The organism is Shewanella intestini, assembly GCF_018221465.1.
GTDB lineage: Bacteria > Pseudomonadota > Gammaproteobacteria > Enterobacterales > Shewanellaceae > Shewanella > Shewanella intestini.
This window is the reverse complement of sequence record NZ_JAAIKR010000002.1, coordinates 115,258-141,404: the sequence shown is the minus strand read 5'-3', so window position 1 is coordinate 141,404 and position 26,147 is coordinate 115,258. Positions and strand designations below refer to the sequence as shown.

The 26,147-nt window shown below is 38.7% G+C and carries 24 protein-coding genes and 1 other annotated feature; of the genes, 11 read left to right on the top strand and 13 right to left on the bottom strand.

What is annotated here, in order from left to right; translation table 11 throughout:
- Window positions 1-176: 176 nt before the first annotated feature.
- Window positions 177-518, bottom strand: coding sequence for a Grx4 family monothiol glutaredoxin (grxD, locus tag G3R48_RS03730; protein ID WP_153663224.1), 342 nt, complete (start codon window positions 516-518; stop codon window positions 177-179).
- Window positions 519-761: 243 nt separating this feature from the next.
- On the opposite strand from grxD, the gene sodB reads away from it, so the two are divergent.
- The 4 genes from sodB (at window position 762) to G3R48_RS03710 (ending at window position 6,449) form a co-directional block, all read left to right on the top strand.
- A complete protein-coding gene (gene sodB / locus G3R48_RS03725) occupies window positions 762-1,346 on the top strand; it encodes a superoxide dismutase [Fe] (RefSeq protein WP_153663222.1) in 585 nt (194 codons plus the stop codon).
- Window positions 1,347-1,636: 290 nt separating this feature from the next.
- Window positions 1,637-3,571, top strand: coding sequence for a PrkA family serine protein kinase (locus G3R48_RS03720; RefSeq protein ID WP_153663221.1), 1,935 nt, complete (start codon window positions 1,637-1,639; stop codon window positions 3,569-3,571).
- A 43-nt stretch (window positions 3,572-3,614) separates the two neighbouring features.
- The gene (locus G3R48_RS03715) at window positions 3,615-4,883 is read left to right on the top strand and encodes a YeaH/YhbH family protein (protein ID WP_153663219.1); all 1,269 of its coding nucleotides are present in this window, start codon (window positions 3,615-3,617) and stop codon (window positions 4,881-4,883) included.
- Window positions 4,884-4,892: 9 nt separating this feature from the next.
- On the top strand, window positions 4,893-6,449 hold the full coding sequence (locus G3R48_RS03710) for a SpoVR family protein (protein WP_153663217.1): 1,557 nt from the start codon (window positions 4,893-4,895) through the stop codon (window positions 6,447-6,449).
- A gap of 61 nt (window positions 6,450-6,510) precedes the next feature.
- On the opposite strand, the gene fadR is transcribed toward G3R48_RS03710, so the two are convergent.
- Entirely contained in the window at window positions 6,511-7,230 is a 720-nt protein-coding gene (fadR, locus tag G3R48_RS03705; protein ID WP_153663215.1) for a fatty acid metabolism transcriptional regulator FadR, read from the bottom strand.
- A 490-nt stretch (window positions 7,231-7,720) separates the two neighbouring features.
- Here fadR and nhaB point away from each other — a divergent pair, with 490 nt between their 5' ends.
- Both nhaB and dsbB read left to right on the top strand, forming a co-directional pair.
- Window positions 7,721-9,307: a sodium/proton antiporter NhaB gene (gene nhaB, locus G3R48_RS03700; RefSeq protein WP_153663213.1), complete on the top strand. Its 1,587-nt coding sequence runs from the start codon at window positions 7,721-7,723 to the stop codon at window positions 9,305-9,307.
- Window positions 9,308-9,388: 81 nt separating this feature from the next.
- Window positions 9,389-9,937: a disulfide bond formation protein DsbB gene (dsbB, locus tag G3R48_RS03695; RefSeq protein ID WP_153663211.1), complete on the top strand. Its 549-nt coding sequence runs from the start codon at window positions 9,389-9,391 to the stop codon at window positions 9,935-9,937.
- 94 nt (window positions 9,938-10,031) lie between these two features.
- On the opposite strand, the gene G3R48_RS03690 is transcribed toward dsbB, so the two are convergent.
- A complete protein-coding gene (locus G3R48_RS03690; protein ID WP_153663209.1) occupies window positions 10,032-10,472 on the bottom strand; it encodes a YcgN family cysteine cluster protein in 441 nt (146 codons plus the stop codon).
- An 11-nt stretch (window positions 10,473-10,483) separates the two neighbouring features.
- Window positions 10,484-10,801, bottom strand: coding sequence for a YcgL domain-containing protein (locus tag G3R48_RS03685; protein WP_153663208.1), 318 nt, complete (start codon window positions 10,799-10,801; stop codon window positions 10,484-10,486).
- Window positions 10,802-10,920: 119 nt separating this feature from the next.
- Here G3R48_RS03685 and minC point away from each other — a divergent pair, with 119 nt between their 5' ends.
- The 4 genes from minC to G3R48_RS03665 all read left to right on the top strand — a co-directional run bounded on the left by minC (window position 10,921) and on the right by G3R48_RS03665 (window position 13,941).
- Window positions 10,921-11,586, top strand: a complete 666-nt coding sequence (gene minC / locus G3R48_RS03680) for a septum site-determining protein MinC (protein ID WP_153663207.1) — start codon at window positions 10,921-10,923, stop codon at window positions 11,584-11,586.
- A gap of 22 nt (window positions 11,587-11,608) precedes the next feature.
- A complete protein-coding gene (minD, locus tag G3R48_RS03675) occupies window positions 11,609-12,418 on the top strand; it encodes a septum site-determining protein MinD (protein WP_153663206.1) in 810 nt (269 codons plus the stop codon).
- 2 nt (window positions 12,419-12,420) lie between these two features.
- Entirely contained in the window at window positions 12,421-12,681 is a 261-nt protein-coding gene (gene minE, locus G3R48_RS03670) for a cell division topological specificity factor MinE (RefSeq protein WP_153663205.1), read from the top strand.
- Between the two features lie 414 nt (window positions 12,682-13,095).
- Window positions 13,096-13,941, top strand: coding sequence for an enoyl-CoA hydratase/isomerase family protein (locus tag G3R48_RS03665; protein ID WP_153663881.1), 846 nt, complete (start codon window positions 13,096-13,098; stop codon window positions 13,939-13,941).
- 234 nt (window positions 13,942-14,175) lie between these two features.
- On the opposite strand, the gene rnd is transcribed toward G3R48_RS03665, so the two are convergent.
- From rnd to G3R48_RS03620, 9 genes are all read right to left on the bottom strand, one after another.
- Window positions 14,176-15,291, bottom strand: coding sequence for a ribonuclease D (rnd, locus tag G3R48_RS03660; RefSeq protein ID WP_212593203.1), 1,116 nt, complete (start codon window positions 15,289-15,291; stop codon window positions 14,176-14,178).
- Window positions 15,292-15,336: 45 nt separating this feature from the next.
- Window positions 15,337-17,010 (bottom strand): long-chain-fatty-acid--CoA ligase FadD, encoded by a 1,674-nt coding sequence (fadD, locus tag G3R48_RS03655; RefSeq protein ID WP_212593202.1) that lies wholly within the window; start codon window positions 17,008-17,010, stop codon window positions 15,337-15,339.
- A gap of 193 nt (window positions 17,011-17,203) precedes the next feature.
- Window positions 17,204-18,094 (bottom strand): alpha/beta hydrolase, encoded by an 891-nt coding sequence (locus tag G3R48_RS03650; RefSeq protein ID WP_153663879.1) that lies wholly within the window; start codon window positions 18,092-18,094, stop codon window positions 17,204-17,206.
- 19 nt (window positions 18,095-18,113) lie between these two features.
- Window positions 18,114-18,962 (bottom strand): class I SAM-dependent methyltransferase, encoded by an 849-nt coding sequence (locus G3R48_RS03645; RefSeq protein WP_153663204.1) that lies wholly within the window; start codon window positions 18,960-18,962, stop codon window positions 18,114-18,116.
- Between the two features lie 3 nt (window positions 18,963-18,965).
- Window positions 18,966-19,649 carry a M50 family metallopeptidase gene (locus G3R48_RS03640; RefSeq protein ID WP_153663201.1) on the bottom strand — a complete coding sequence of 228 codons (684 nt, stop codon included), beginning with the start codon at window positions 19,647-19,649 and terminating at the stop codon, window positions 18,966-18,968.
- Window positions 19,642-20,019, bottom strand: a complete 378-nt coding sequence (locus tag G3R48_RS03635; protein ID WP_153663199.1) for a hypothetical protein — start codon at window positions 20,017-20,019, stop codon at window positions 19,642-19,644. The genes G3R48_RS03640 and G3R48_RS03635 overlap by 8 nt, the downstream gene beginning before the upstream one ends.
- 70 nt (window positions 20,020-20,089) lie before the next feature.
- Window positions 20,090-20,779: a tRNA (adenosine(37)-N6)-threonylcarbamoyltransferase complex dimerization subunit type 1 TsaB gene (gene tsaB / locus G3R48_RS03630; RefSeq protein WP_228497368.1), complete on the bottom strand. Its 690-nt coding sequence runs from the start codon at window positions 20,777-20,779 to the stop codon at window positions 20,090-20,092.
- A gap of 108 nt (window positions 20,780-20,887) precedes the next feature.
- On the bottom strand, window positions 20,888-22,837 hold the full coding sequence (gene yoaA / locus G3R48_RS03625) for a DNA repair helicase YoaA (RefSeq protein ID WP_485114633.1): 1,950 nt from the start codon (window positions 22,835-22,837) through the stop codon (window positions 20,888-20,890).
- A gap of 177 nt (window positions 22,838-23,014) precedes the next feature.
- Window positions 23,015-24,565: a methyl-accepting chemotaxis protein gene (locus G3R48_RS03620; RefSeq protein ID WP_194823864.1), complete on the bottom strand. Its 1,551-nt coding sequence runs from the start codon at window positions 24,563-24,565 to the stop codon at window positions 23,015-23,017.
- 518 nt (window positions 24,566-25,083) lie between these two features.
- Window positions 25,084-25,199, top strand: a sequence feature (His leader region).
- 47 nt (window positions 25,200-25,246) lie between these two features.
- On the opposite strand from G3R48_RS03620, the gene hisG reads away from it, so the two are divergent.
- Window positions 25,247-26,146, top strand: coding sequence for an ATP phosphoribosyltransferase (hisG, locus tag G3R48_RS03615; protein WP_153663193.1), 900 nt, complete (start codon window positions 25,247-25,249; stop codon window positions 26,144-26,146).
- The last annotated feature ends 1 nt before the right edge of the window (window position 26,147 follow it).

Here is a 26,147-nt window from a genome sequence, read left to right as displayed (position 1 = left end):
ACCATGAACAAATTAGATAAAATCTATTCGTGAATAAACACTGATAAGATTTTTAGATAATTTTCTACCCATTAGAAAACAAAAAAACCGATGTTAATCATCGGTTTTTTTATTCTTAAATCCACGAAAAATCACAAAATTTAAGTACAGATTATTTTAGGCCTCTGTAAAAAAGCTTATTCGCCTGCTTCTTCAGTACGGAACTTATCAGCAGTTGCTTTAATCATTGGTTGCAGCTCGCCCTTTTGAAACATTTCAGTCACGATATCACAGCCACCAATCAATTCACCTTCAATCCATAATTGCGGGAATGTTGGCCAATTAGCAAATTTAGGCAACTCAGCACGGATATCTGGGTGTTGAAGAATATCAACAAACGCAAATTGCTCGCCACAGTTAATCATCACTTGTGCCACTTGTGACGAAAAACCACAACTTGGTAATTTTGGAGAGCCTTTCATATATACAATGATTGGGTTTTCGGTAATTTGTTGCTTAATTTTATCAACAGTTTCCATTTTATTTCCTAACAACATTGATGTGAGAATAGCGCTATTGTACGACACCTTGTTTGATAACAAAAACCCCAATTTTCACATGGTTATTATATCTCCCTATCCTCATTGATTTTATCGATAGGGACTATCAAATATTTTCATTAAACAATGATTCACTTCACATAAATATTCAGTACAATACCTCTAGAGCAATGATACCAATATTAGGTATAAAAACGATAACCTGAATCCATGGAGAGACCAATGGCTTTCGAATTACCAGCACTACCTTACGAAAAGAACGCACTAGAACCTCATATTTCTCAAGAAACAATCGAGTTTCACTACGGTAAGCACCACAATACTTACGTAGTTAAATTAAATGGTTTAGTTGAAGGAACTGAATTTGCCGGTAAAAGCTTAGAAGAAGTGGTTAAAACTTCAACTGGCGGTGTATTTAACAATGCAGCTCAAATTTGGAACCACACTTTCTACTGGAATTGTTTAGCGCCCAATGCTGGTGGCGAACCTACAGGTCCAGTTGCAGACGCTATTGTTGCTGCATTTGGTTCATTTGAAGCTTTCCAAACTAAATTTACTGACTCTGCAGTCAACAACTTTGGTAGCGCGTGGACTTGGCTGGTTAAGAAAGCTGATGGCACTGTAGAAATTGTTAATACAAGCAATGCAGCTACGCCACTGACTGATGAATCAGTGACGCCGTTAATGACTGTTGATGTATGGGAACATGCTTATTACATTGATTACCGCAATGTACGCCCTAACTATTTAGCCGCGTTCTGGCAACTGGTTAATTGGGACTTTGTAAACCAAAACTACGCAGCATAAGTTGCCGTGAATAGACAAAGGAGCCTTACGGCTCCTTTTTTGTTTTGTGTCAGCCATGATTAATTTAATCATCGCGCTTTTTATTCTGCAATTGCTACTATTGCAATTGCTATTGTTTGTCCTTGTTTTTATTGCATTTACTTTCAAACTTACCTAGCAAGAAGGTTAAAACCACCTAAACTTAAATTCAATGGCTATGACATTGTTCAATTTAGTTTGACCTTGATAAGCATTTTTCAATGAACACCTCAGCCATTAATGATGTTTTAATACGTTTTAAGGGGGCTAGTATGGGTATTTTCGAGCATTATCAACAACGTTATCAGCAAAAACTAGAAGAAGAGTATTCGTTAGAAGAGTTTTTAAGCATTTGTCAGCAAGACAAAAGTGCCTATGTATCTGCCGCAGAAAGACTATTACTTGCCATTGGTGAGCCACAAGTGACTGACACGTCAAAAGATCCAATTCTAAGTCGTATTTTTTCTAATCGATTAATTTCTCGTTACCCTGCTTTTATCGAGTTTTATGGTATGGAGGAAGCCATTGAACAAATTGTGTCTTATTTAAAACATTCAGCACAGGGCTTAGAAGAGTCGAAACAAATTTTATATCTGCTGGGACCTGTAGGTGGCGGCAAGTCGTCATTGGCTGAAAAGCTCAAAAGTTTAATGCAAAAAATTCCTATTTACGTATTAAGTGCAGATGGTGTGAGAAGCCCTGTAAATGATCACCCTTTTAGTTTGTTTGATGTTGATGAAGACAGCCAGCTTTTACATGATGAATATGGTATTCCTGAACGCTATTTAAAAACAATAATGTCACCGTGGGCCGTAAAACGTTTACACGAATATGGCGGTGATATTTCTAAATTTAAAGTAGTTAAACTTTATCCTTCCATTCTTGATCAAGTTGCCATCGCTAAGACTGAGCCTGGTGATGAAAATAACCAAGATATTTCAGCTTTGGTCGGTAAGGTTGATATTCGACAACTTGAACATTTTTCACAAGATGATGCTGATGCCTATGCCTATTCAGGTGCGCTTTGCCGTGCTCACCAAGGCTTGATGGAATTTGTAGAAATGTTCAAGGCACCAATTAAAGTGTTACACCCATTATTAACCGCCACACAAGAAGGGAATTACAATGCTACCGAGGGATTATCAGCCCTGCCTTATAATGGCATTATTTTAGCGCACTCTAATGAGTCAGAATGGGCCACTTTTAGAAATAACAAAAACAATGAAGCATTTTTAGACCGTGTCTATATTGTGAAAGTACCTTATTGTTTACGTGTTTCTGAAGAAATTGAAATTTATAAAAAATTATTGACTAATTCAGAACTCGCTAAGGCACCCTGTACCCCAAGTACCTTGGAAATTCTGGCGCAATTTGCAGTGTTATCACGCTTGAAGTTACCTGATAACTCATCGATATTTTCTAAAATGCGGGTCTATAACGGCGAAAGTTTGAAAGATACCGATCCCAAAGCAAAATCTTACCAAGAATACCGAGATTACGCGGGCGTTGATGAAGGCATGCAAGGTTTATCCACTCGATTTGCCTTTAAAATTTTATCACGCGTATTTAACTTCGATAATTCTGAAATTGCAGCCAACCCTGTGCATTTATTCTACGTGCTTGAAAAACAAATTGAACAACATCAATTCCCAAGTGATGTCAGTGAACGTTACCTTGAATTTATTAAAGGCTACCTCATTCCTAAATATGTTGAGTTCATTGGCAAGGAAATCCAAACTGCCTATCTTGAGTCCTATTCAGAATATGGACAAAATATTTTTGATCGCTATGTCACCTATGCAGACTTTTGGATTCAAGACCAAGAATACCGGGACCCAGAAACGGGTCAACTATTTGACAGAGGCGCATTAAATGCCGAGTTGGAAAAAATTGAGAAACCTGCAGGTATAAGCAATCCGAAAGATTTCAGGAACGAAATAGTCAACTTTGTCCTTCGTGCACGCGCAAATCATGAAGGTAACAACCCACAGTGGACTAGTTATGAAAAACTCCGCACTGTGATAGAAAAGAAGATGTTCTCTAACACCGAAGACCTGTTACCTGTCATTTCTTTCAATGCTAAAACGTCAACCGATGATCAACGAAAACATGACGATTTTGTCAACCGAATGATGGAAAAAGGCTATACCCAAAAACAAGTTCGCTTGTTATCAGAGTGGTATTTACGGGTGCGTAAATCATCGTAAAACAAACGTTTTACTTTGTAATCCATCAGTTTAGGAGGTGCTCATGGCCAATTTCATTGATAGAAGGCTTAATGCAAAAGGCAAAAGCACAGTTAACCGCCAGCGCTTTATAGCACGGCATAAAAAGCAGATTAAAAAGGCGGTTAGTGACGCAGTGACGCAACGAAGCGTCACTGACATTGACACCGGTGAGAAGATCACAATTCCCACTCGTGACATCAGCGAACCCACCTTTCATCAAGGGAAAGGAGGTATTAGAGATCAAGTTCACCCTGGTAACGATCAATTTAATCGCGGTGATAAAATTGAACGCCCGAAAGGGGGAAATGGCAACGGCAGTGGTCAAGGTGAAGCATCGGACTCAGGAGAAAGCGAAGATGACTTCGTGTTTCAAATTTCCAATGATGAATATCTTGAGCTTTTATTTGAAGATTTAGCGCTGCCAAATTTACAAAAAACTCAACTTAATAAATTGGTTGAGTACCAAACGTATCGTGCTGGCTACACTAATGATGGGGTACCAGCTAATATTAATATTGTCCGCTCACTTCGCTCCTCACTAGGCAGACGAATAGCGATGAGTGCCAAAAAGAAGAAACAACTGAAGATTTTACAATTGCAACTTGATGCATTGCTCAAAAACCCAGGGGCATCAACCGATGAAATACAAACGCTACAAGAGCAAATTAACGCCCTTAGAACTAAACTTGCCAAAGTACCGTTTATTGATACCTTTGATTTACGGTTTAACAATTACGCACGTAAAGAGATACCAACAAGTCAAGCGGTAATGTTTTGCTTAATGGATGTCTCAGGTTCGATGGATCAAGCGACTAAGGAGATTGCCAAACGTTTTTACATCTTGCTGTATTTGTTTTTAACTCGTACCTATAAGAACCTCGAAGTGGTGTTTATTCGCCACCACACCCAAGCAAAAGAAGTCGACGAACAAGAGTTTTTTTACTCTCAAGAAACCGGTGGTACGATTGTATCAAGTGCATTAAAACTTATGCATGACATCCAGCAGCAACGTTACCCTGAAAATCAATGGAACATATACGCAGCACAAGCATCTGATGGGGATAATTGGTCAGACGATTCCCCACACTGTAAAGAATTGCTTAATAAACACATTCTGCCACTAGTGCGTTATTACAGTTATATAGAAATAACTAAGCGCCCCCACCAAACTCTTTGGGCTGCTTATCAGACCCTTCAAGAAGAATTTGACAATATTGCAGTACAGCATATTCGAGATGCCGATGATATTTACCCGGTATTTAAGGCGTTATTTCAAAAACAAACGGCATAAGGAGGCGCTATGACACAAGCTAAATCAGCACCACTTTCAGATGGGCCAGACTGGACGTTTGAGTTACTGCAGCAGTACATGACTGAAATTGAAAAAGTAGCCAATTTTTACAGACTGGATACTTACCCCAACCAGATAGAAGTGATTACTGCTGAGCAAATGATCGATGCCTACGCAGGGATTGGCATGCCTATTGGTTATACTCACTGGTCGTTTGGTAAACGTTTCATTGCCACTGAACAAGGTTATAAACGCGGGCAAATGGGATTAGCTTATGAGATTGTCATTAACTCTGATCCCTGCATTGCTTACCTAATGGAAGAAAACAGTATTACCATGCAAGCATTGGTGATGGCACATGCAAGCTTTGGCCATAACAGTTTCTTTAAAAACAATTACCTATTTAAAACATGGACAGATGCTAGCTCAATCATAGATTACTTAGTTTTCGCCAAAAACTACATTCATCAATGCGAGCTAAAATATGGTGTGGAAGCAGTTGAACTCACACTTGATTCTTGCCATGCATTAATGAGCTATGGTGTTGACCGATATAAACGCCCCAGTGAAATATCATTCAAAGAAGAGCAAATGCGCCAAAAAGATCGTGAATCTTACTTACAAAGCCAAGTTAATGATTTATGGCGTACCGTTCCGAAAAATGACACCAAACCTAATATTGGACAAGAACAACCGTTCCCATTAGAGTCCCAAGAAAATATCTTATATTTTATAGAAAAAAACTCACCGCTATTGGCACCCTGGCAGCGCGAGCTAGTGAGAATAGTCCGTAAAATGGCGCAATATTTTTATCCTCAAAAACAAACTCAAGTGATGAATGAAGGCTGGGCAACTTTTTGGCATTACACTATCTTGAACCACCTATATGATCACGGTAAAGTCACCGATAAGTTCATGCTAGAATTTTTACAAAACCATACGGCAGTCGTCGTACAGCCAGCTTATAATAGTCCTTACTACAATGGAATTAATCCCTATGCGCTCGGTTTTCAAATGTTTGTTGATATTAGACGTATTTGTGAGCACCCAACACAAGAAGACAAACATTGGTTTCCTGATATAGCAGGAAGTGACTGGTTAACTACCCTCCACTTTGCCATGGAAAACTTTAAGGATGAAAGCTTCATCAGTCAGTATTTATCTCCCAAAGTTATCAGAGATTTTAAGCTTTTTAGTGTGATTGATGATGACAAACGCACGCATCTAGGTGTGTCTGCCATTCATGATGAGCAAGGATATCAAGATATTAGAGATAAACTGTCACTGCAGTACAATTTATCCAATATTGAACCAAACATTCAAGTCACTAGAGTTGATGTCAATGGAGATCGTTCTTTAACATTAAAATATACACCGCATAACCGCATACCTTTAGCAGACAGTAAAGACGAAGTTGTCAAACATTTACACCGTTTGTGGGGCTTTAAAGTCTCTCTTGTACAAGTTAGCGACAGTGGTAATGTGTCAGTGTTAGCAGCTTGTCCACTTGAAAAAGAACAACCTACAACTAGCCAGCACGTCAGTTCAGCATCTATTGTTATTTAACAAAAAAAGCCAATCAAATGATTGGCTTTTTACATTACTTATCTGAACTAACTGATAGAGATTAGTTTTTGTCCTGAGCAATATCAGCAGGCATATCTGCGCGTAGTTTTTCCCACATAATGCCGCTTTCAATTCCATTAGTTCGCATAATAGCAGGCAGCTGTTGATAGTCACCTGACTTAATCAAGGCCTCTAATTGAACATAATAGTTAAAGGATAATTCACGGGCTTCAACATTTGAAAAGTAGTAACGTCCGACTCGGCTATATAACCCTTTAAAGCCATTAAGAATTAATACATATAAAGGATTTCCTGAAGCAAACGCTAAAGTGTGATGCAACTTATAATCGAAATCTGCATAGGCCTCAGCATCGTGTTCTAACGTATGTATCGAAGCGAGTATGTCTGCCACTTTGTCAGGGTTGTTTCTAAACGCGGCACGGAAATAAATAGTACTCACATTAGCACGCGCTGACATTAATTGGTCAACTAGCGTAGGAAAACCATCAGGGTTTAAATCAGCAATGGTTTCAAGAATATTTAAACCGGAGGTTTCCCAAAAATTATTAACTTGAGTCGGTTTGCCATGTTGGATTTTCAACCAACCATCACGTGCTAAACGCTGCAAAACTTCACGTAAAGTCGTTCTAGTTACTCCAATAAGCTCTGATAGTTCACGCTCCGCGGGTAAAATAGATCCAGGTGGAAATTTATTTTCCCAAATAGAGCGCACAATATATTTTTCAGCAAAACTTGCAGGCCCTTTGGCATTGATGATCATCAGCCTATACTTCCTATTACGACATAATTGCAATGATGATACCAGAGACAAAGAAAATAAAAACCATTGTTTGAATTAGATGTCGCAATTGATGTAACAAACCATAAATTAGCCAGAAGTAAACTAAAACTGCCCGCAAGTAAACAAATTTGTAGCCATAAACGATTGTTAAGTCATAGTGGTTATTTGTTTATTTCAATAGGGATAAAATGTAATCAATTAACTTGATTTTATAACAAAATTTTTAGCTCGCCCGCACGTTGAAATATTACAATTAAGTTTGATTTAAGCTAAACTACGACAAAAATATCCGTGTACATCTAAAAGCGTGTGTTTTTGACAAAAAAGCACGGCAAAAGCATTAAAATCACCTTCAAATAGGCATTGAAATTCTACCTGTTTAAGGTAACAAATAATGCATTGTTAGTTTTAAAGTTAATGACATATTGATGATGTACAAGAACTTACATTTAACTGTTGGAGAGGCACTATGCCTGCAAGTACGGGTCAAGCGTTTTTCAGTAACTTTTTGGGAAATTCTCCAAAATGGTACAAATTAGCAATTTTAGCATTTCTAGTTATTAACCCTATTTTATTCTTTCTTGTCAGCCCATTCGTTGCAGGCTGGGTATTAGTCATTGAGTTTATATTTACTCTTGGCATGGCGCTAAAATGTTATCCGCTTCAACCAGGTGGGATATTGGCAATTCAAGCCGTCATCATTGGTATGACATCCCCAAATCAAGTATTACATGAAATAGAAGCCAATTTAGAAGTATTACTGCTGTTAATCTTTATGGTTGCTGGCATTTACTTTATGAAACAGCTTTTATTGTTTGTTTTCACCAAAATGATCACTAAAGTACGCTCTAAAATTGTCGTCTCATTGATGTTTTGTGTTGCCTCTGCTTTCTTATCGGCATTTTTAGATGCACTAACCGTTATAGCGGTAATCATTGCTGTCGCTGTTGGCTTTTACTCTATTTACCATAAGGTTGCATCAGGTAAAGGTTTCAGTTCAAATCATGACCATACTAACGAATCTAACGGACAGTTAGATGATGATGAGCTAGAGGCATTCCGTGCATTTTTACGTAACCTATTAATGCATTCTGGTGTGGGCACCGCCTTAGGTGGCGTATGTACCATGGTAGGTGAACCACAAAACTTGATTATTGCAGCACAAGCACACTGGAACTTTGCAGAGTTTTTCGTGCGGATGTCTCCAGTGACGATTCCAGTGCTATTTTCAGGGATTTTGACCTGTTTTTTAGTCGAAAAATTCAAAGTTTTTGGTTATGGTGCGCAATTGCCAGAAGCTGTACATAAGATTTTAAGTGACTATTCAGCATACGAAGATGCTAACCGTACTAAACAAGATAAACTCAAATTAGTCATTCAAGCATTAGTGGGTGTCTGGCTAATAGCTGGTCTTGCATTGCACTTAGCTTCGGTAGGTTTAATTGGACTATCAGTTATCATCTTAACGACCGCCTTTAATGGTGTCACAGATGAACACGCGTTAGGTAAAGCATTTGAAGAAGCACTGCCTTTCACTGCATTACTTGCCGTTTTCTTTGCTATTGTTGGTGTGATTATTGATCAACATTTATTCGCTCCCGTTATTCAGTGGGCGTTATCATACGAAGGGAATATGCAGTTAGTGATTTTCTATATTGCCAACGGCTTATTATCGATGGTAAGTGATAATGTATTTGTGGGTACAGTTTATATTAATGAAGTGAAATCTGCTTTACTCAATGGTCAAATCACCCGTGACCAATTTGACTTACTTGCCGTTGCAATTAACACAGGTACTAACTTACCTTCAGTGGCAACACCCAATGGACAAGCAGCATTTCTATTCTTGTTAACTTCAGCACTCGCTCCCCTCATCCGTCTTTCTTACGGACGCATGGTGATAATGGCGCTGCCTTATACCATCGTTCTTTCCCTCGTTGGTGTGATGGCTATTGAGACTGGATTTTTATCAGACATGACTCAAGAAATGTATAATCAAAAAATAATTATCCATCATTCAGCGAAAGAAATATCAGGCACTTTACCCGCACATTAAAGTGGCTTCTCATTTAATATTGACTTAGATATAATCAAAATACCCTCAATATGGGGGTGTTTTGATATTAAGGGATTAATTTTGCACCTACTCACTCGTTTCAGTCAATCACGTTTATCTTGGTCGCTATTGCTCTTATCTGGCCTTTTACTTGAGCTTTCTGCGTTATTTTTTCAATACGGTATGAAACTCGAACCTTGTATTATGTGTATTTATATAAGAGTTGCGGTTATTGGCATAATGTTAGCGGGCTTAGTCGGTAGCATTGCACCTAAATTTTGGGCAATAAGGTTTATCGCTATGACAGCTTGGCTAGTGTCGAGTGTGTGGGGACTTAAATTGGCATTGGAGCTTAATCAGCTTCAAGTCAACCCTTCTCCATTTGCTAGCTGTTCTTTCTTTGCTGAATTTCCCGACTTTATGCCATTAGATAAATGGCTACCGGTATTTTTTGAGCCGCGCGGAATGTGTAGTGACATCCCTTGGACTTTTTTGAATTACACCATGACACAGTGGGTCATATTAGTTTTTGGCATCTACATACTGTTGTTTTTAATCATGCTAGCTCCAACGTTAAAACCCACACCGACTCAATCTAAAATGTCTAATACAAACATCAATAGAAATTAAAGAATAAAACTTTAGTTATACATTTTTTTCTAATCAGTGATTTGATTGCATTAAAAAAGGCGCATCAGCGCCTTTTTTACGAATTGATCAAAAGTTAGTCTTTATCTACCAATGGCCACAACACAATATGATCTTCTAACCACTTCACTTTTTTTTCATTTTTTACTTTTTTACGAACTGACATTCCTGCTTTATGCATCGCATCTTTAGAACCAGTGATTAACGGATGCCAACTTGCAAGTCCCCTACCTTCATATAGGCGCTTATAACTGCAGCTATCAGGTAACCACGTTAAACTGGCAATATTATCCACAGTTATAGCCGTGCATTGAGGAACAAACTCGAATCTTTGCGGGTACTTTTCGCAGCGACAAGATTGATGATTAAGCAAATGGCAAGCCACATTTGTGTAATAAAGTTGCTCAGTTTCATCGTCGATAATTTTATTTAAACAGCACTTACCGCAACCATCGCAAAGTTGTTCCCATTGCTCTTGAGTCATGTCTATAAGTGGTGTGTCTTTCCAAAATGTCATGATTGAATATCTTAATGCTTGTTACGAGAAAATACGGCATCAGCATCAAATTTATCTGACAAGCCAAGCTCTAGTCTGTGTTGCGCTAATAAGTTTTCTTTAGGCGGTGACAATTGCAAATAAAAACCTTTATCAGAGATTTCAGCTTTCACTTTAATGATATCCGCGAGCGCAAGTTTTGCCGTTTTATTTAACGGTAATAGCATGACCAATTGTGGCGCACCAAACATTTTCATTAATGCTTCAGGTACAGCTTCAAAATCGTCACGTTTTTCAACGTAAAGGTAAGTATCTGGCTTTAGGGTACTTTTATATACTGCACAAATCATTTCTGTATCACTTTTCCAATGGTTCTAGCTTGATAGTCAACTTCGCTCATTATAACATGTAGCAAGTTAAATTTATTTGAAAATCCTTTTTAAAGCTGGAATGAGAGAGTGAATACGGGATGTCCAAACCGAATGTAGAATTAAAAGCCACCTCTTTTACCTTATCAGTACTTTATATCAATCATCCAAGTATTGACGTTGTTTCTCAAGAGTTGGATAAAAAGCTGGCTCAAGCTCCTCAATTTTTCCTAGGCGCCCCACTTATCCTTAATCTTTCGGCAATAAACCAATCTGAAATTGATATTGCAGAATTAAAGCAGTGCCTAAGCGATAAACAGTTAATCATTGTAGGAATAACCGACGCGAATGACGCACTTGCAAAACAGGCAAAAAACTGTGGTTTAGCCGTCGTTAAGTCTGGTAAACAAGCCCCTCAACCACAATTACCTAAACGAGACACTAAAATAGTTAAGCAAAATGTTCGTTCAGGGCAACAAATTTATGCTAAAGATAGTGATTTAGTTGTATTTGGCGCTGTAGGGAATGGCGCTGAGGTAATTGCAGATGGTAGCATTCATATATATGGTGCGTTAAGAGGAAAGGCCATGGCGGGTGCCGGTGGTGATAACAATAGTATTATCATCGCCAGTCAACTTCAGGCTGAATTGGTTTCCATCGCTGGTCAATATTGGCTTGCAGAACATTTACAACAATATCAAATTGAAAAAAGAGGCTGTGTTCGGTTATCCGGTGACACACTCTTAGTTGAATCATTGCCAGAATAATGGCAAACAAAAGGACAAACAAATGACACAGATAATTGTTGTCACATCAGGAAAAGGCGGTGTTGGCAAAACAACATCCAGTGCGGCAATTGCTACCGGTCTTGCACTACAAGGTCATAAAACCGTTGTTATCGATTTTGACATCGGCTTACGAAACCTGGATTTAATTATGGGTTGTGAAAGACGTGTAGTGTATGACTTTGTTAACGTGATTAACGGTGAAGCAAACCTAAACCAAGCTTTAATAAAAGATAAACGATGTAGCAATCTTTATGTACTACCTGCTTCGCAAACCCGTGACAAAGACGCATTAACAAAAGAAGGTGTCGGTAAGGTACTTGATGACCTTGCTAAAGACTTTGAGTATATCATTTGTGATTCACCTGCAGGTATTGAACAAGGCGCAATGATGGCACTGTATTTTGCCGATGTCGCTATTGTGACGACTAATCCTGAAGTAAGTTCAGTTCGCGATTCAGATCGCATTTTAGGTATGCTCCAAAGCCGCTCACGTCGCGCGGAACAAAACCTTGAGCCAATCAAGGAGTTTTTACTGTTAACTCGCTACTCACCTGCCCGTGCGAAAACCGGTGAAATGTTATCAGTTGAAGATGTTGAAGAAATTTTGGCCATTAAACTACTTGGTGTAATACCTGAATCACAAGCAGTATTAAAAGCGTCAAACTCTGGTGTGCCTGTTATTGTTGACCAAGAGAGTGATGCTGGTTTAGCTTATAGTGACACCGTTGAACGTTTATTAGGTAAAGATGTCCCTTTACGTTTTATTGAAGAAGAAAAGAAAGGATTCCTTAAAAGGATTTTTGGTAGCTAGTTATGTCATTACTTGATTATTTTAGAAGCAATAAAAAACCAAACACAGCATCAATGGCTAAAGAGCGCTTGCAAATTATTGTCGCTCATCAACGTGGTGAACGTGATGCACCAGATTATTTTCCTCAAATGAAACAAGAGATTATTGAAGTAATCAGAAAATATGTGCATATTTCTGAAGACCAAGTTTCTGTTCAACTTGATCAAAATGACAATAATTTATCCGTTTTAGAATTAAACGTAACGTTACCAGACGGTAAGTGAGTCAATGTTAGTGCCGCTTACAAAATAGCCTAACACGCTTTTTATTACGCCCAGTAAAATACTGGGCGTTTATTTATTTGCTACATCTCAGCATCTCAGCATCTCAGCATCTCAGCATCTCAGCATCTCAGCATCTCAGCATCTCAGCATCTCAGCATCTCAGCATCTCAGCATCTCAGCATCTCAGGCTTAAAGTTAATGCCCTATTTTTTTACTGTCAAAATTCATTAATAAACTACACTTTATCGATAGTTAGGCACAACTAACTGCACTTTTTTGTTTTAACCCCCCCCTGATTATCAGTCGGCCGTAGGTTGACTAAGATAAATATCAACACGTTTTAAAATACACCATTGATATGTTTTAAAAATGGAATTTAAGCTTACTTTACCCATAAAAACTTGGAGACATCGCATGAAATATGAGAACTTTCAAACTTTTAAGGCTAAAAAACAAAATGGTATTCTTACAATAACCTTCGACTTTGGGCCGGTAAATGTTCAAGGCCAGGAAATGCTAGCAGACTTAAATAGCTTAGCGATGCGATTAGAAAGAGACAGAGAAACTAAAGTTGTCGTATTTCAATCAGCAAACCCAGAAATTTGGGTATGTCATTATGACACCGAATTATTAAAAGACATGTCTACAGAAGCGGTTTCGCGAGATGATGTTGAATTGTTAGATTTGCAATCTGTGTGTCAAAGGATCAGTAAAGTTCCCCAGGCAACCATTGCAAAACTAGAAGGTTTTGCTCGTGGCGGTGGGCACGAATTGGCCCTAGCTCTAGATATGCGCTTTGCTGCAAGAGGAAAGTTTACATTCATGCAAATGGAAGTTGGTATGGGCATATTACCTTGCGGAGGTGGTGCATCGCGAATGGCGCGTCAAACTGGACTGGGTCGAGCCTTGGAAATCATACTAAGCGCAAGAGACTTTGATGCCGATGAAGCAGAAGCTTATGGCACAATTAATAAGGCATTAGATGCTGACAAAATTGGCGAATACGTTGATACATTAGCGCAGCGTATTGCTAAATTCCCTGCTGAATCAATTAACGCATGTAAACAAGCCGTTTATGAATCAATCGATAAACCCATAGAGGAAGCATTAAAAGCAGAAGCTTATTGGTTATATCAAGCCACCAGTAAAACACCAGCAATTAAACGTTTTACAATTGCGGATGACCAGGGGTTAGAACATGACATCGAAAATCAGCGAAATTGGAATACCTTGGTAATGAAGGTACAGGATATTGAATAATCAATGTTTCATTCGTCCCATTAATAACCAATATGAATTTAAACAAAAGCTTATTTTTAAGGGAAAAAACACTATTAGAATAAGTTCATCACCGAGTGGCTGAATAGCTAAAAGTATGTTTAGTGATTACCAGCAAATCTCAGGGCGGCAGAAGATAATATTACCTCCTCTGCCGCACTGTTTTTATATATGTATAACTGAATTGATCGACATTACAAACTCATCTAGCACTATTTAACCATTAAAATGTACACCATCGATGGCGCCATTTATCACTTGCGCTCGCCATCCTGTTTTTAATAAGGGTAACTGACCTTGCTTATTATTAAATAGCCACACCATGAATTCATGGATTAACCGTTTTGAGCCGATAAATTCCATCGGCACTTGCTGCTCTTCACTGACGCCAGTGAGTAATGTTTTGACATTTTTAAACGCGGCTTTATATCCAGATTTAAGCGCAATAACATCTAAAGGTTCTGGCAACTGCGTGTAGTCAACGTGTTCAATTAAACGAACAATTTCTTTACCGTGATAGCGTTTTTCATGTTCAGTTAAATCAACTAAATTATTCAGCGCAGCTAAATTGGTAGGTTGTTTTTTTGCCAATGCGATTAATGCATGATCTTTAAGAACAAAACCAAGTGCTAAGTTGCGACTAACCGCTTTTTCTAAACGCCATTTAGCCAATACTTTTAAGCAAGCTAATTGCTTAGGCAACAATTGATACGCATTTTTAACTTTAAGGTAGGCTTCATCGGCATTAGCAGGGCTTAGGCGACCTTCCGTTATCCTTTCACCCTCTTCAAGTAGCCAAGATAATCGCTTTGACTCTTGTAATTTTTCCACCAGTTGCGGGTATAAATTATAAAGATAAGATACATCGTTAGCAGCATAATTTAACTGTGCGTCACTTAGTGGCCGTTTCATCCAGTCAGTGCGAGATTCGCCTTTATCAATTTCAACATCAAGGCAGGCCTGCACCAACTTGGCATAACCTAAGCCGTGGCCCATATTACATAAACTTGCAGCAATCTGACTGTCAAATAATGGCGCTGGCTGGCATTGTCCATAATGAGCGAATACTTCTAAGTCTTCACTGCATGAGTGCAATAATTTAGTAATTTGAGGGTTTGACAATAACTGCCAAAACGGCGATAAGTCATGAATGGCAACAGGATCGATTAATGCCAACGTCACACCATCATAGGCTTGAATTAAGCCTAAATTGGCATAATAAGTACGGGTACGTACAAACTCAGTGTCCAAGACTAATAATTTGGCCTGCTGGTATTGCTCAACTAATTTAATTAAATCAGAATCATTGTCTATATAATCAAACGGTATCACTTAACACTCCATACAAAAAAGCCGGCATATTCGCCGGCTTTATATTTACGCTTTTTTCACTTCATCTCGAAGTTCTCTGCGTAAAATTTTACCCACATTGGTTTTGGGCAGCTCGTCTCTGAATTCTATCAGCTTTGGTACTTTATATCCTGTTAAATGATGTCTACAGTGCTTGATAAGATCGCGTTCGGTTAAAGATTTATCTTTTGCAACAACAAATATTTTAACCAACTCTCCACTGACGTCATGTGGAACACCAACGGCAGCAACTTCAATGACCTTTGGATGTAATGCCACCACTTCTTCCACTTCATTGGGGAACACATTAAATCCTGAAACTAAAATCATATCTTTCTTACGGTCGACGATATAAAAGAAGCCTTTCTCATCCATGTAACCAATATCACCAGTTGCTAACCAACCATCTTTATCGATAATGCTGTTAGTTTCTTCAGGACGTTGCCAATAACCACGCATTATCTGAGGGCCTTTAGCGAAAAGCTCACCCGTTTCACCTTGAGGTAGAACTTCTCCTTCTTCATTTCTCACTTGGATAAGTGTTGAAGGTGCGGGAAAACCAATCGAGCCGTTATAACCATCTAAATTATATGGGCAGCACGTCACCAAAGGTGAGGCTTCAGTCAATCCATAACCTTCTAATAGACGTGTTTTAGTTGTCGATTGCCATTTATCTGCTACGGCTTTTTGAACAGCCATGCCACCACCAATAGAAAACTTCAAATTTGAAAAGTCGAGTGCTTTGAAGTCTTCGTTATTGATAAGGGCATTAAATAACGTGTTCACTCCTGTAATGGCTGTGAATGGATATTTTTTTAACTCGCCAACAAACGCTGGAATATCACGCGGATTAGTAATTAATAGGTTCTGACTGCCTTTATGTAAGAACAATAGACAATTCACGGTCAACGCAAATACATGATAAAGAGGCAATGCCGTCACAACAATTTCTTTACCATCATTAAGAGCCGGTGAATAAGCACCATTGGCCTGCAGTACGTTAGCCACAATATTACCATGGGTCAGCATGGCCCCTTTAGACACACCTGTTGTTCCACCGGTATATTGTAAAAAAGCCAGATCCTCATTGGTGATTTCAGGCTTAATGTATTGAAGACGGCGGCCTTTAGACAATGACTCTCTAAACGATCTTGCATGTGGCAAGTGGTATTTAGGCACCATTTTTTTAATATATTTAACAACAAAGTTAACTAAGGTTCTTTTTGGTGCACTTAATTGATCGCCAAGGCCGGTAATAATCACTGATTGAACTGGTGTTTGTTCAACCACTTCTTCAAGTGTTCGAGCAAAGTTAGATACCACCACAATCGCTTTGGCACCTGAATCAACCAATTGGTGTTTTAATTCTCGCGGGGTATAAAGAGGATTAACATTTACCACGACCATCCCTGCACGTAATACACCAAATAACGCAATGGGATATTGCAGTAAATTAGGCATCATTAACGCAACACGATCCCCTTTTTCTAAACCTAACTCGTTTTGAAGGTAAGCTGCAAAAGCGCGACTTCTCTCCTCCAATTTACGGTAGGTCATTTTGGCACCCATGTTAATAAAAGCAGGTGTATCAGCATATTTACTGACAGATTGCTCAAACATGTCAACTAAAGAAGTCAATTGCTCAGGGTTGATATCTGCTGGCACGTTAGCAGGTAAGTTATGAATCCAAGGCTGGTCCACGGGAATCTCCTAAATAAACTCTACAACATGAAATGTTGATAGAAAAGGACAATAACAACTCGATTAGAATGATTATTAGTTCGAATTATGTCCGTAAATAAGTGTTTTTGTTTGCTATATTGTAATCATACAAGCGTTTGAATTGCGCCCATAATCACATAATTGAAACAAAAAAAACAGTATTTTGTAATAACTAGGCTTGATTTAGTGTAAAAGCTCGAATTTGTATCGCTACCTGTTGAGCATGACTCATATGAAGATGATGATCACCTGGTAACATCGCAACAGTTAAATCCGTAAACCAAGCCTCAGTCTTCGGTAGCAAGGATTTTAGCTGCTTATAACCCTGCTCTCCTAATACTAATAAACTGGGCGTACCAGTTGAGTTCATTAACTGTTCAACTTGTTCAAAACTCATTCTATTTAACGAATCTAACTTTAAACGAGGGTCACTACGCCAATAATATTGGTCACCATCGCGATAAAGATTTCGTTTAGTTATTAACTCACACCAATTAAGCTCAAGGCCAGTTAGTTTATTTCGGGCTAAACACGCCGTCATTAAATTAATTGTACGTCTCGCACCAATGGTTTTTTGATTAAACAATAAATGTTGCTCAAGGGATTTTTTTAAACGGGTGCGAATATGGGTTTCTGATTCAAATAACGGCGAAATAGCTTCAATTAAAATGAGTTGCTTAAGCGAGTTCGGGAACGTCGCATTATAACAACAAGCAATGATCCCTCCCATAGAGTGTCCGATAACGGTTATGTCTTTATGATATTGCGATAAATGGGTAATAATACTGTGCAAATCATAAATATAATCAACCCAATGTAACGGGTAATGGCCAAAGCGATGAGCAGACAGCCCATGTCCGGGTAAGTCGATGCAAATTATCTGATAATCTTCAAGTAAACCAAGCTTTTCTAATTCGCGATTTAATGGAATAAAACTATTTAGGTTGTCTAACCAACCATGAATACAAAGTAAAATAGGCTTGTTGCCATCGCCAAGGCGAACGGCAGCAAGCTCAATTTGAGTTAGAGGCAAAGTCAACGCTTCCACCTTCGCCTCCAACATATTAAAAGACATCACTAAATTACTTTTTTACAAACTTAAGTGTCATGCGATCGCTTTCACCAATGGCTTGATATTTAGCTTTATCAACATCATCCATTGCTAAACGTGGAGGCAGTGTCCAAACTCCTTTAGGGTAATCTTTCGTGTCTTTAGGGTTGGCATTAATTTCAGACGATTCAGCTAACACAAAGCCAACTTTTTCTGCAAGTTTAATGACCATTGCCGGATCCATATAACCACTTTTAGCTGGCATTCCTGGATTTGCACGATGTTCAACAACACCAAATACTCCCCCCGTTTTTAAGACCGCATAAGCGCCTTTGAATACTGGCTCTAAATTACCACTCATTTCCCAGTTATGTAAGTTTCTAAACGTCAGCACGACATCAGCGCTGTTATCTTTACCTAATTGCGTTTTTACAGGTGGATTAAGTGTTGCAAAACCCACTTTTTTTAACTGGGCGGGATTATCTTCAACCCACTTTTCAAATTTTTTACCCGCTTTTGCATAATAGCGTGTACGACCGTTGTCTTCTGTGGGTTTAGTTTCAAAGTTAGCCGCTATGTATTGCCCTTTTTTAGCTAGGTATGGTGCTAAGATTTCAGCATACCAGCCACCACCTGGCCAAAGTTCAATCACGGTTTTTTCTGGTGTGACACCAAAAAATGACAACGTTTCACCTGGGTGACGAAAACCATCACGTTGACTATTCGCTTTTTTGCGAAAATCACTCTTTAGTGCCTGTTGCAATGCTGAGTTCACTGCTACATTGGCATGCTGTTCAACTTGAGTCGCAGCAATACTTGTTGCACTAAAGCCCGCGCAGCTTAATCCTAATATTGCGCCGACAAGACCTTTAAGCTTCATGTTTTATTCCCCTTTTACATTGACTTTCATCCAACTAAACCAAAGCATCATGACACTGATCGCTAACCAAATACACACCCAAATCCATGCAGGGATCCAAGTAAGAGAAGCTAACATTGCTGCATCACCTTGTCCGTTTAATCCAAATAACACCATAGGACTTGCCATGGCATTGAGCATAATCATAATGCCTAATGTACGCAGTAAGCTATTTAAAAATCGACTTTTTTTAACTTTTAACGGTAACAAAAACAGTACAGCTAAAAAAAGTAGAATAACTATCGTCAATAAGTCTCTAGCCCAAAACACCAGTGCACCAAGCACCGTGGCTGCCAGTAAGGACAAAGTAAACTTGATCCCTTGTTGCCATGTGGCTAACAAGAAAATTAAATATCCCCATAATGCTGCCCCTAAATAGCCACTAAACGAAATAATAATCGCAACGCCACCATGGCTAGTACACAAGCCCGCGCCATTAGGAAACAGTTGAATAGAACTGACAAAACCACCGGTTAATATTGTGGCTATTCCATGGGATATTTCGTGAAAAAAGCTTTCAAACCATTTAAATGGAATACTGATGACAGGCAATTTAGTGATTAAAAAAGCAATAAATAACTCAATAACAAAACGGCTCCTTGAAGGAACCGCTGAAGTATGTTGAGAATGAGGAATAGAATTAGGCATAAATATCAATACCAACTAATTGTTGAACTTCATCACGTTTGGCTGAATGCTGGGTGGACAAGTATTGGGCAATAGCGCCTCTATTAACAGCCGGTTGTTCATCGTAACCTAAAGCTGACTGCTCATGAGAAGGTTGCATCAAGTTATCGAGCTGACTTTTGAGTGAGTGGGTTAACTCAGTCGATACCATAGGTGACTGCTCTTTCGCAGTCACCTCACCTTCAATGATGCTTCTGCTTATTGCATCATTAACTTGACTCAATTGACTTTTATTAACCCCAGACACACCTCTATTGCCTGCAACCGCTTGGCTTAGGTTAATCTGTTCACTAAATGAACGAGGTTGAATGACGTTATTGGGTATCTGCATTATTAATTAACTGTATTTCGATTGTCTATTGTAAAATTGATCATTAAACGAGTTACGGGCTTAACAAGCACTATTCTCGCCCAGGCAGCTTCTTCCAAGTCACTGTATCTCTTAAGTATACTGGTGCAAGTTCATCAACATTGGTGTGTTGGTTATCATTAAAACCAGCTTGCGCCAGCGCAATCATCGCACTTGCATCAGGGTATTTTACCGTATTCGATAGGGTAATTTTATTAACAAGTGTCAATAATTGCGGATAAGCATCAAAACCAGTGCCGCAAGCAATAATATTAGCGCCTTGATTAAATTGTAGTGAAACATCATCAGGAGAGCTAACGTGTTCTTCACCAATGAGTGTTGCTATACCAGCCACATTTTTATACTGAGCCCAATAAACTTCATTCATTCTTGCGTCAATACTACAAAAGATATCGGTGGCTTCATGGGTATTAATTGCCATTTGCGCCATTGTCGCAAGGGTCGAAATACCAATAACAGGAATGTCTTGGCCTAATGCTAAACCTTGAGTCATGCTAGTACAAATTCGAATGCCTGTGAAACTGCCAGGACCTCTGCCATAAGCAATTAATTGAACATCTGCAATTGTTATCTCTGCATCTTGTAACACTTCATCAACCATGGGTAATAATCGCTGACTGTGCTCTCTAGGAGCATCAGCTATGCGGGTATAAATTTGATTGGCAGAAATTAATGCAGCAGAGCAAGACTCAGTGCATGTATCTAATGCAAGAATGTTCATAAAAAGGCGTAACCACATTAAAAATAAATAAGGTCGCTATCATAACCGATAGCGCTGACAGACAAAAGAAACCAAACTCAGTAATTCAACAAAGTAATGATACTGTGTCTACTTAATGGTTTTTAAAAAAGCCAATGCGGTATCTAAATCTCGCGTCCGATGCATCGGTGGTAATGATTGTAAAAATGCTTCGCCATAAGGGCGATTAACAATTCGGTTATCACACAATATCAGTACCCCTAAATCTTTTTCATCGCGTATGAGACGCCCAACGCCTTGTTTTAATGCAATCACCGCTTGTGGCAGTGAAATGTTGGCAAAAGGATCTTGTTGTTGCTGGGCTATATTACTCGCCCTGGCTTTATACAAGGTGTTATCAGGACTAATAAAGGGTAATTTATCAATAATCACGCAGCTTAATAACTTTCCCCTCACATCTACGCCTTCCCAAAAACTGTTAGTGCCAAGCAAAACAGCATTGCCTAATTGGCGATATTTACTCAGTAAGCTTTGTTTACTTGCTTGTCCTTGCACCAACATTGGATATTTGATTTTGCCGACTAACGCATTGGCAACCAATTTGAGCATTTGGTGGCTAGTAAACAATATAAATGTTCGTCCTTGAGCGGCATTCACCGCTTTTGCACATACTTCAACAAATTGCTGTAAATAGTACGAGATATTATCTGCATCATCTTGAATATGACGTTGGCGTTGCCCTAGATGTCTTGGCACACATAACATGGCTTGATTTGGGTAATCAAATGGGCTATCGAGAATGATTTTGTCGGCACTCTTAAGCCCCATTTCTTGGGTAAAGTGCAGTAATTGCCGCTGAACCTGCAAGGTTGCGGAAGTAAAAATCCAACTTGTTGGCTGACAAAACAAAGCTTCACATTGCTTAGCAATATTAATGGGTGCCACACGTAACATCACATGTTTTGCTGTGGTATCAACGCTATAAGCAGCATTAGGATCATTACACTCGAAAAATAATCGCAAGCGTTCGCAAATTGCCGCCAACGTTTCAAAACATGCATCTAACGCTTCAACACGCCCAAGATGTGCCGTTAATATACGCTGTAAGCTTGTTAACTCATCAATTAAATCCCAACCCGCGACTGCAAGCGCTTTATTCGCTAATACGTGACGATAATTGTCAATATTGTGAGTTATCAACCCCTGTTGCCATTGGGATAATTTTTGTAAACAGCGAAAACTTACTTGTTCAATTTGAATGGAATCTCTAACCTGTTGTTTATGTATTTCTATCAAGCCATTCAAGCACTTATCCAGTTCACGCGTGGTTATATTATCGCCAAAATAGTTAATGCAAATATCAGGCAATAAATGCGCCTCATCAAATATAACAATATCAGGGTCAGGCAATAATTCAGCAAAGCCAGTATCTTTTAACAAGCGGTCAGCAAAAAACAAATGGTGATTAACCACAATAATTTTCGCTTCAATGGCTTTAATACGCGCTTTGCGGGTAAAACAACTGTCATAAAACTCACAGCGCTTACCTGTGCAGCTTTCTTTGGTACTCACCACTTGATTAATAACGCGAGAAAATTCAGAAACCGTGGTTAGATTCCCTATATCACCATCTTTACTTAATATGGCCCACTGGTTTATTTTAAGTAAATCATCAAGATACTGTGCTTCATAACGACTGGCATCCTCCATAACACTTTGCAAGCGTAATTGACACAGGTAATTATTACGCCCTTTTAATAACGCCACACGGGGACTGACACCTAACACTGACAATACTTGCGGTAAATCTTTTATAAATAGCTGCTCTTGCAGATTCTTACTGCCAGTACTAATAATAACTTGCTTACCGCTTAAGATAGCCGGAACGAGATAAGCATAGGTTTTCCCTACCCCAGTCCCTGCTTCCAATACTAATGTTGATTTATGAACAATGGCTTTCGCAACGGCGACAGCCATGTCTAATTGAGGTTGTCTGACCCGATAATGGTCAAAATACAGAGAAAGAGCCCCTGCAGGCTCAAAAGCTGCGTGGGTATGGGATATTAAAGACAAGTGCAGCCTTTCCTTTATCAATCGTCAAAATACACATTCACCAGCATTAAAAACAAAACAACATATGAACGTTGGAGCGTTCATATGTTGTGATATTAATCGTTAACTTTTTAAAGTAACGTGTTGTTAGCGTGCAAGATTATCTTGATAGTTTAATCTAAAAATGGTGCACCTTATATACGATTAAGTTCTAAATCTTTGGTTAATGCTCGCTAAGCTTTCAGAAACACCTGCTAATGTTTGCGTTGCTTCATTGGCATCTTTCGCATTTTGGTTAGTTTCGTAAGCTCGATTGCTTACTTCAGTCACTGACTGGTTAATTTCATTAGCGACCGCATTTTGTTCTTCCGCTGCTGTCGCAATTTGTGTATTCATATCCTGGATTTGTTCAACCGAGCTCATGATTGAGTCAAGTGAGTTACGCGTTTCAATTGCCATTTCAACCGCGTTATTTGCTTCTGATTGACTTTCTTCCATTAAGTTTACCGATTTAACCACTTCATCTTGTAAGCGGTTAATAGTGACGTTAATTGACTCAATACTGACTTGTGTGCGACTTGCAAGAGAGCGAACTTCATCAGCAACAACAGCAAAGCCTCGACCTTGTTCACCGGCACGCGCTGCCTCAATTGCGGCATTTAATGCAAGTAAGTTTGTTTGTTCAGCCACGTCACGAATAACATTAAGAATTTCTCCCATGTTTTCGGTTTCGCTTTTTAGATTATTAATCGTGCCAGCGACATTGTGAACATCAGTACCTAATTTTTGAATGCAAACCGATGTATTTGAGGCCATTTCAACCCCATTTTTTGCAAATTTATAAGTTTCATTAGCGGCATCTGATGCTTGTTGGGCATTTTGTGAAATACCTTCTACTGTTGCGACCATTTCATTCATTGCAGTAGCCGTCATTTCCATTTGCTCAACCTGAATATCAGAACTCGCTCTCGTTTCATCAACAGATTTTTCAAGCGAATCAGAAATATTTCTAACGCCAATAGACTGCTCGTTAATATCGGCAATGATTTCCCTTAAACTCACTACCATGTTAAGAATAGCAGCGTAAATACCTGAATGCTTTTCTCTATCGGCTGTATTAATTTGTAAATCACCATTTGCTACGCGCTCAATTATCTTTTGGATATCTAGAGGCTCGCCACCTACTGCGGGATAAACAGCTTTAATTAAGCTAAAGACAATCGCAAGCGAAATTAAAATAGACACAACAATAACAGCCACAATATTCATGTCACTAGATTGCGTTTGTGCATCGACAGAGGCAAGTTCAAGCTCAAATAATTGATCCATGTTTGCGCTCAGTTTTTTTGCCAGGTTAATGACTTCTTGCGTATTAGCTTGCGAAGTATCACTACTTTTTTTAGACATCTCAACATGAGCCTTGGATTGATAATTCATCAATAGATTTTTTGATTCCTTAACAACAACTAACTCGTCTCCTTCAGCAAAGTCATTTTGCCATTCCGATAAATCATTTGTTAACGAGGCTACTTGTTGATCAAACTGAACCAATAATTGCTCATTTTTAGTAATCATGAAATCTGCTTGGGACAGTCTAATTTGATAAATTTTATCTTTAAACTTAGCGACATTACTCATTTGGGTACTGGTTTGCGAAATGTCTTTTAACCCCATATAGCCAATGCCACCGGTCATAATGGTGAGTAACAAAAGCAGAGAACAGGCAAAAAGCAGTTTTTGTTTGATTGTAAACATATGTATTACACCTTCCATAAATTGTGACTCAATAATATTTGCAAGCTTGAAGTAAATGTTAATAAAAAGATTATAATTCAATAAAAAATTGCCACACAAATAATGAACAGTTTTTAATAAAAGTGTAAATAACCCTAACGAACAACAACACCTCTAACACACTGTATTATATCGTAAAATAGGAAGCAAAGTTTTTTATTAAATACAATTGGATGTAAATTTAATGTTTAATCGGCAACCAATTTGTAACTAATCACTCAAAAAAATAAACCCCAAAAGCTTACTTAGCTAACACAACAACAGGGTTCAATGACGGCTTTAGCTTACATTTGACTGTTATTTTATGAAAACGTATTAATTTACAACCCTGAACATTTGGGTTCATATATACAAATATTGTTGTGAATGACTATTGCAAACAAAATTAAATAAGAGTAATTTAAATGAACATCAGCAATTGATAATCAATTTTATTCAATTATTAAAGAGTATTTTATGAACATCCGAACAGTGACTTTTCATCACCATCATCATACGCAGTAGCCTTCGGATGCTTAACTGCCGAAGGTTTTTGTCCTTTCGGTGGTGATACCTATCATTAAACCCCTGAAAGGAATTTCAGGGGTTTTTTTATACCTGAATTATCATTAATTAGTATTATCAATTTATAGGAATTTCAATATGAGTGAGTCAAACCGTTTACGTATCGCGATACAAAAATCTGGTCGATTATCAAAAGAGTCGCAAAAACTCCTTAAAGGTTGCGGGGTAAAATTCACCGTGAACGAACAACGCCTAATCGCCCCGTCAGACAATATGCCAATTGACTTATTACGTGTCCGTGACGATGACATTCCTGGATTAATTATGGATGGCGTTGTCGATTTGGGCATTATTGGTGAAAACGTACTTGAAGAAGAGCAGATAGAACGTCAAGACACTGGCAAACCGGCACAATATAAAAAATTGCGCGAGTTAGATTTTGGTGGTTGTCGTTTATCGCTTGCGGTACCAAACGAATTTAAATATGACAATGCTAACTCTCTTGAAGGCTTACGTATTGCGACTTCTTATCCGAATTTATTACGCCGTTATATGAAACAGCAAAACATTAATTATAGCGATTGTATGCTTAAAGGTTCTGTGGAAGTTGCACCCCGAGCAGGTTTAGCGGACGGTATATGTGATCTCGTTTCAACCGGCGCCACACTCGAAGCAAATGGCTTATATGAAACTGACGTTATCTACCGTTCTAAAGCCTGTTTAATTCAGTCAACTACCGAGCAATCCCCTTCAAAACAAGCGTTAATTAATAAACTCATTTCTAGAATGAATGGCGTGATCACAGCCCGCGAAAGTAAATATATTTTATTACACGCGCCAACCGAAACGTTAGACCAAATTGTGGCGTTACTGCCTGGAGCTGAAAACCCAACAGTTTTGCCGCTAAATGATGATACTAACCGCGTTGCCATTCACGCGGTATCAAGTGAAGACTTATTCTGGGATACCATGGAAGAATTAACTGCGTTAGGTGCGAGTTCCATTCTAGTTATGCCAATAGAAAAAATGATGGGGTAAT

Bases quoted from the DNA above. Each gene is read 5' to 3' on its own strand.
- minD (WP_153663206.1), top strand. From the start codon at position 11,609: ATGACACAGATAATTGTTGTCACATCAGGAAAAGGCGGTGTTGGCAAA.
- tsaB (WP_228497368.1), bottom strand. From the start codon at position 20,779: ATGAACATTCTTGCATTAGATACATGCACTGAGTCTTGCTCTGCTGCA.
- minC (WP_153663207.1), top strand. From the start codon at position 10,921: ATGTCCAAACCGAATGTAGAATTAAAAGCCACCTCTTTTACCTTATCA.
- grxD (WP_153663224.1), bottom strand. From the start codon at position 518: ATGGAAACTGTTGATAAAATTAAGCAACAAATTACCGAAAACCCAATC.
- G3R48_RS03620 (WP_194823864.1), bottom strand. From the start codon at position 24,565: ATGTTTACAATCAAACAAAAACTGCTTTTTGCCTGTTCTCTGCTTTTG.
- G3R48_RS03635 (WP_153663199.1), bottom strand. From the start codon at position 20,019: ATGCAGATACCCAATAACGTCATTCAACCTCGTTCATTTAGTGAACAG.
- hisG (WP_153663193.1), top strand. From the start codon at position 25,247: ATGAGTGAGTCAAACCGTTTACGTATCGCGATACAAAAATCTGGTCGA.
- G3R48_RS03710 (WP_153663217.1), top strand. From the start codon at position 4,893: ATGACACAAGCTAAATCAGCACCACTTTCAGATGGGCCAGACTGGACG.
- fadR (WP_153663215.1), bottom strand. From the start codon at position 7,230: ATGATCATCAATGCCAAAGGGCCTGCAAGTTTTGCTGAAAAATATATT.
- G3R48_RS03720 (WP_153663221.1), top strand. From the start codon at position 1,637: ATGGGTATTTTCGAGCATTATCAACAACGTTATCAGCAAAAACTAGAA.
- G3R48_RS03650 (WP_153663879.1), bottom strand. From the start codon at position 18,094: ATGTTGGAGGCGAAGGTGGAAGCGTTGACTTTGCCTCTAACTCAAATT.
- G3R48_RS03645 (WP_153663204.1), bottom strand. From the start codon at position 18,962: ATGAAGCTTAAAGGTCTTGTCGGCGCAATATTAGGATTAAGCTGCGCG.
- G3R48_RS03690 (WP_153663209.1), bottom strand. From the start codon at position 10,472: ATGACATTTTGGAAAGACACACCACTTATAGACATGACTCAAGAGCAA.
- G3R48_RS03640 (WP_153663201.1), bottom strand. From the start codon at position 19,649: ATGCCTAATTCTATTCCTCATTCTCAACATACTTCAGCGGTTCCTTCA.
- minE (WP_153663205.1), top strand. From the start codon at position 12,421: ATGTCATTACTTGATTATTTTAGAAGCAATAAAAAACCAAACACAGCA.
- G3R48_RS03715 (WP_153663219.1), top strand. From the start codon at position 3,615: ATGGCCAATTTCATTGATAGAAGGCTTAATGCAAAAGGCAAAAGCACA.
- sodB (WP_153663222.1), top strand. From the start codon at position 762: ATGGCTTTCGAATTACCAGCACTACCTTACGAAAAGAACGCACTAGAA.
- G3R48_RS03685 (WP_153663208.1), bottom strand. From the start codon at position 10,801: ATGATTTGTGCAGTATATAAAAGTACCCTAAAGCCAGATACTTACCTT.
- nhaB (WP_153663213.1), top strand. From the start codon at position 7,721: ATGCCTGCAAGTACGGGTCAAGCGTTTTTCAGTAACTTTTTGGGAAAT.
- G3R48_RS03665 (WP_153663881.1), top strand. From the start codon at position 13,096: ATGAAATATGAGAACTTTCAAACTTTTAAGGCTAAAAAACAAAATGGT.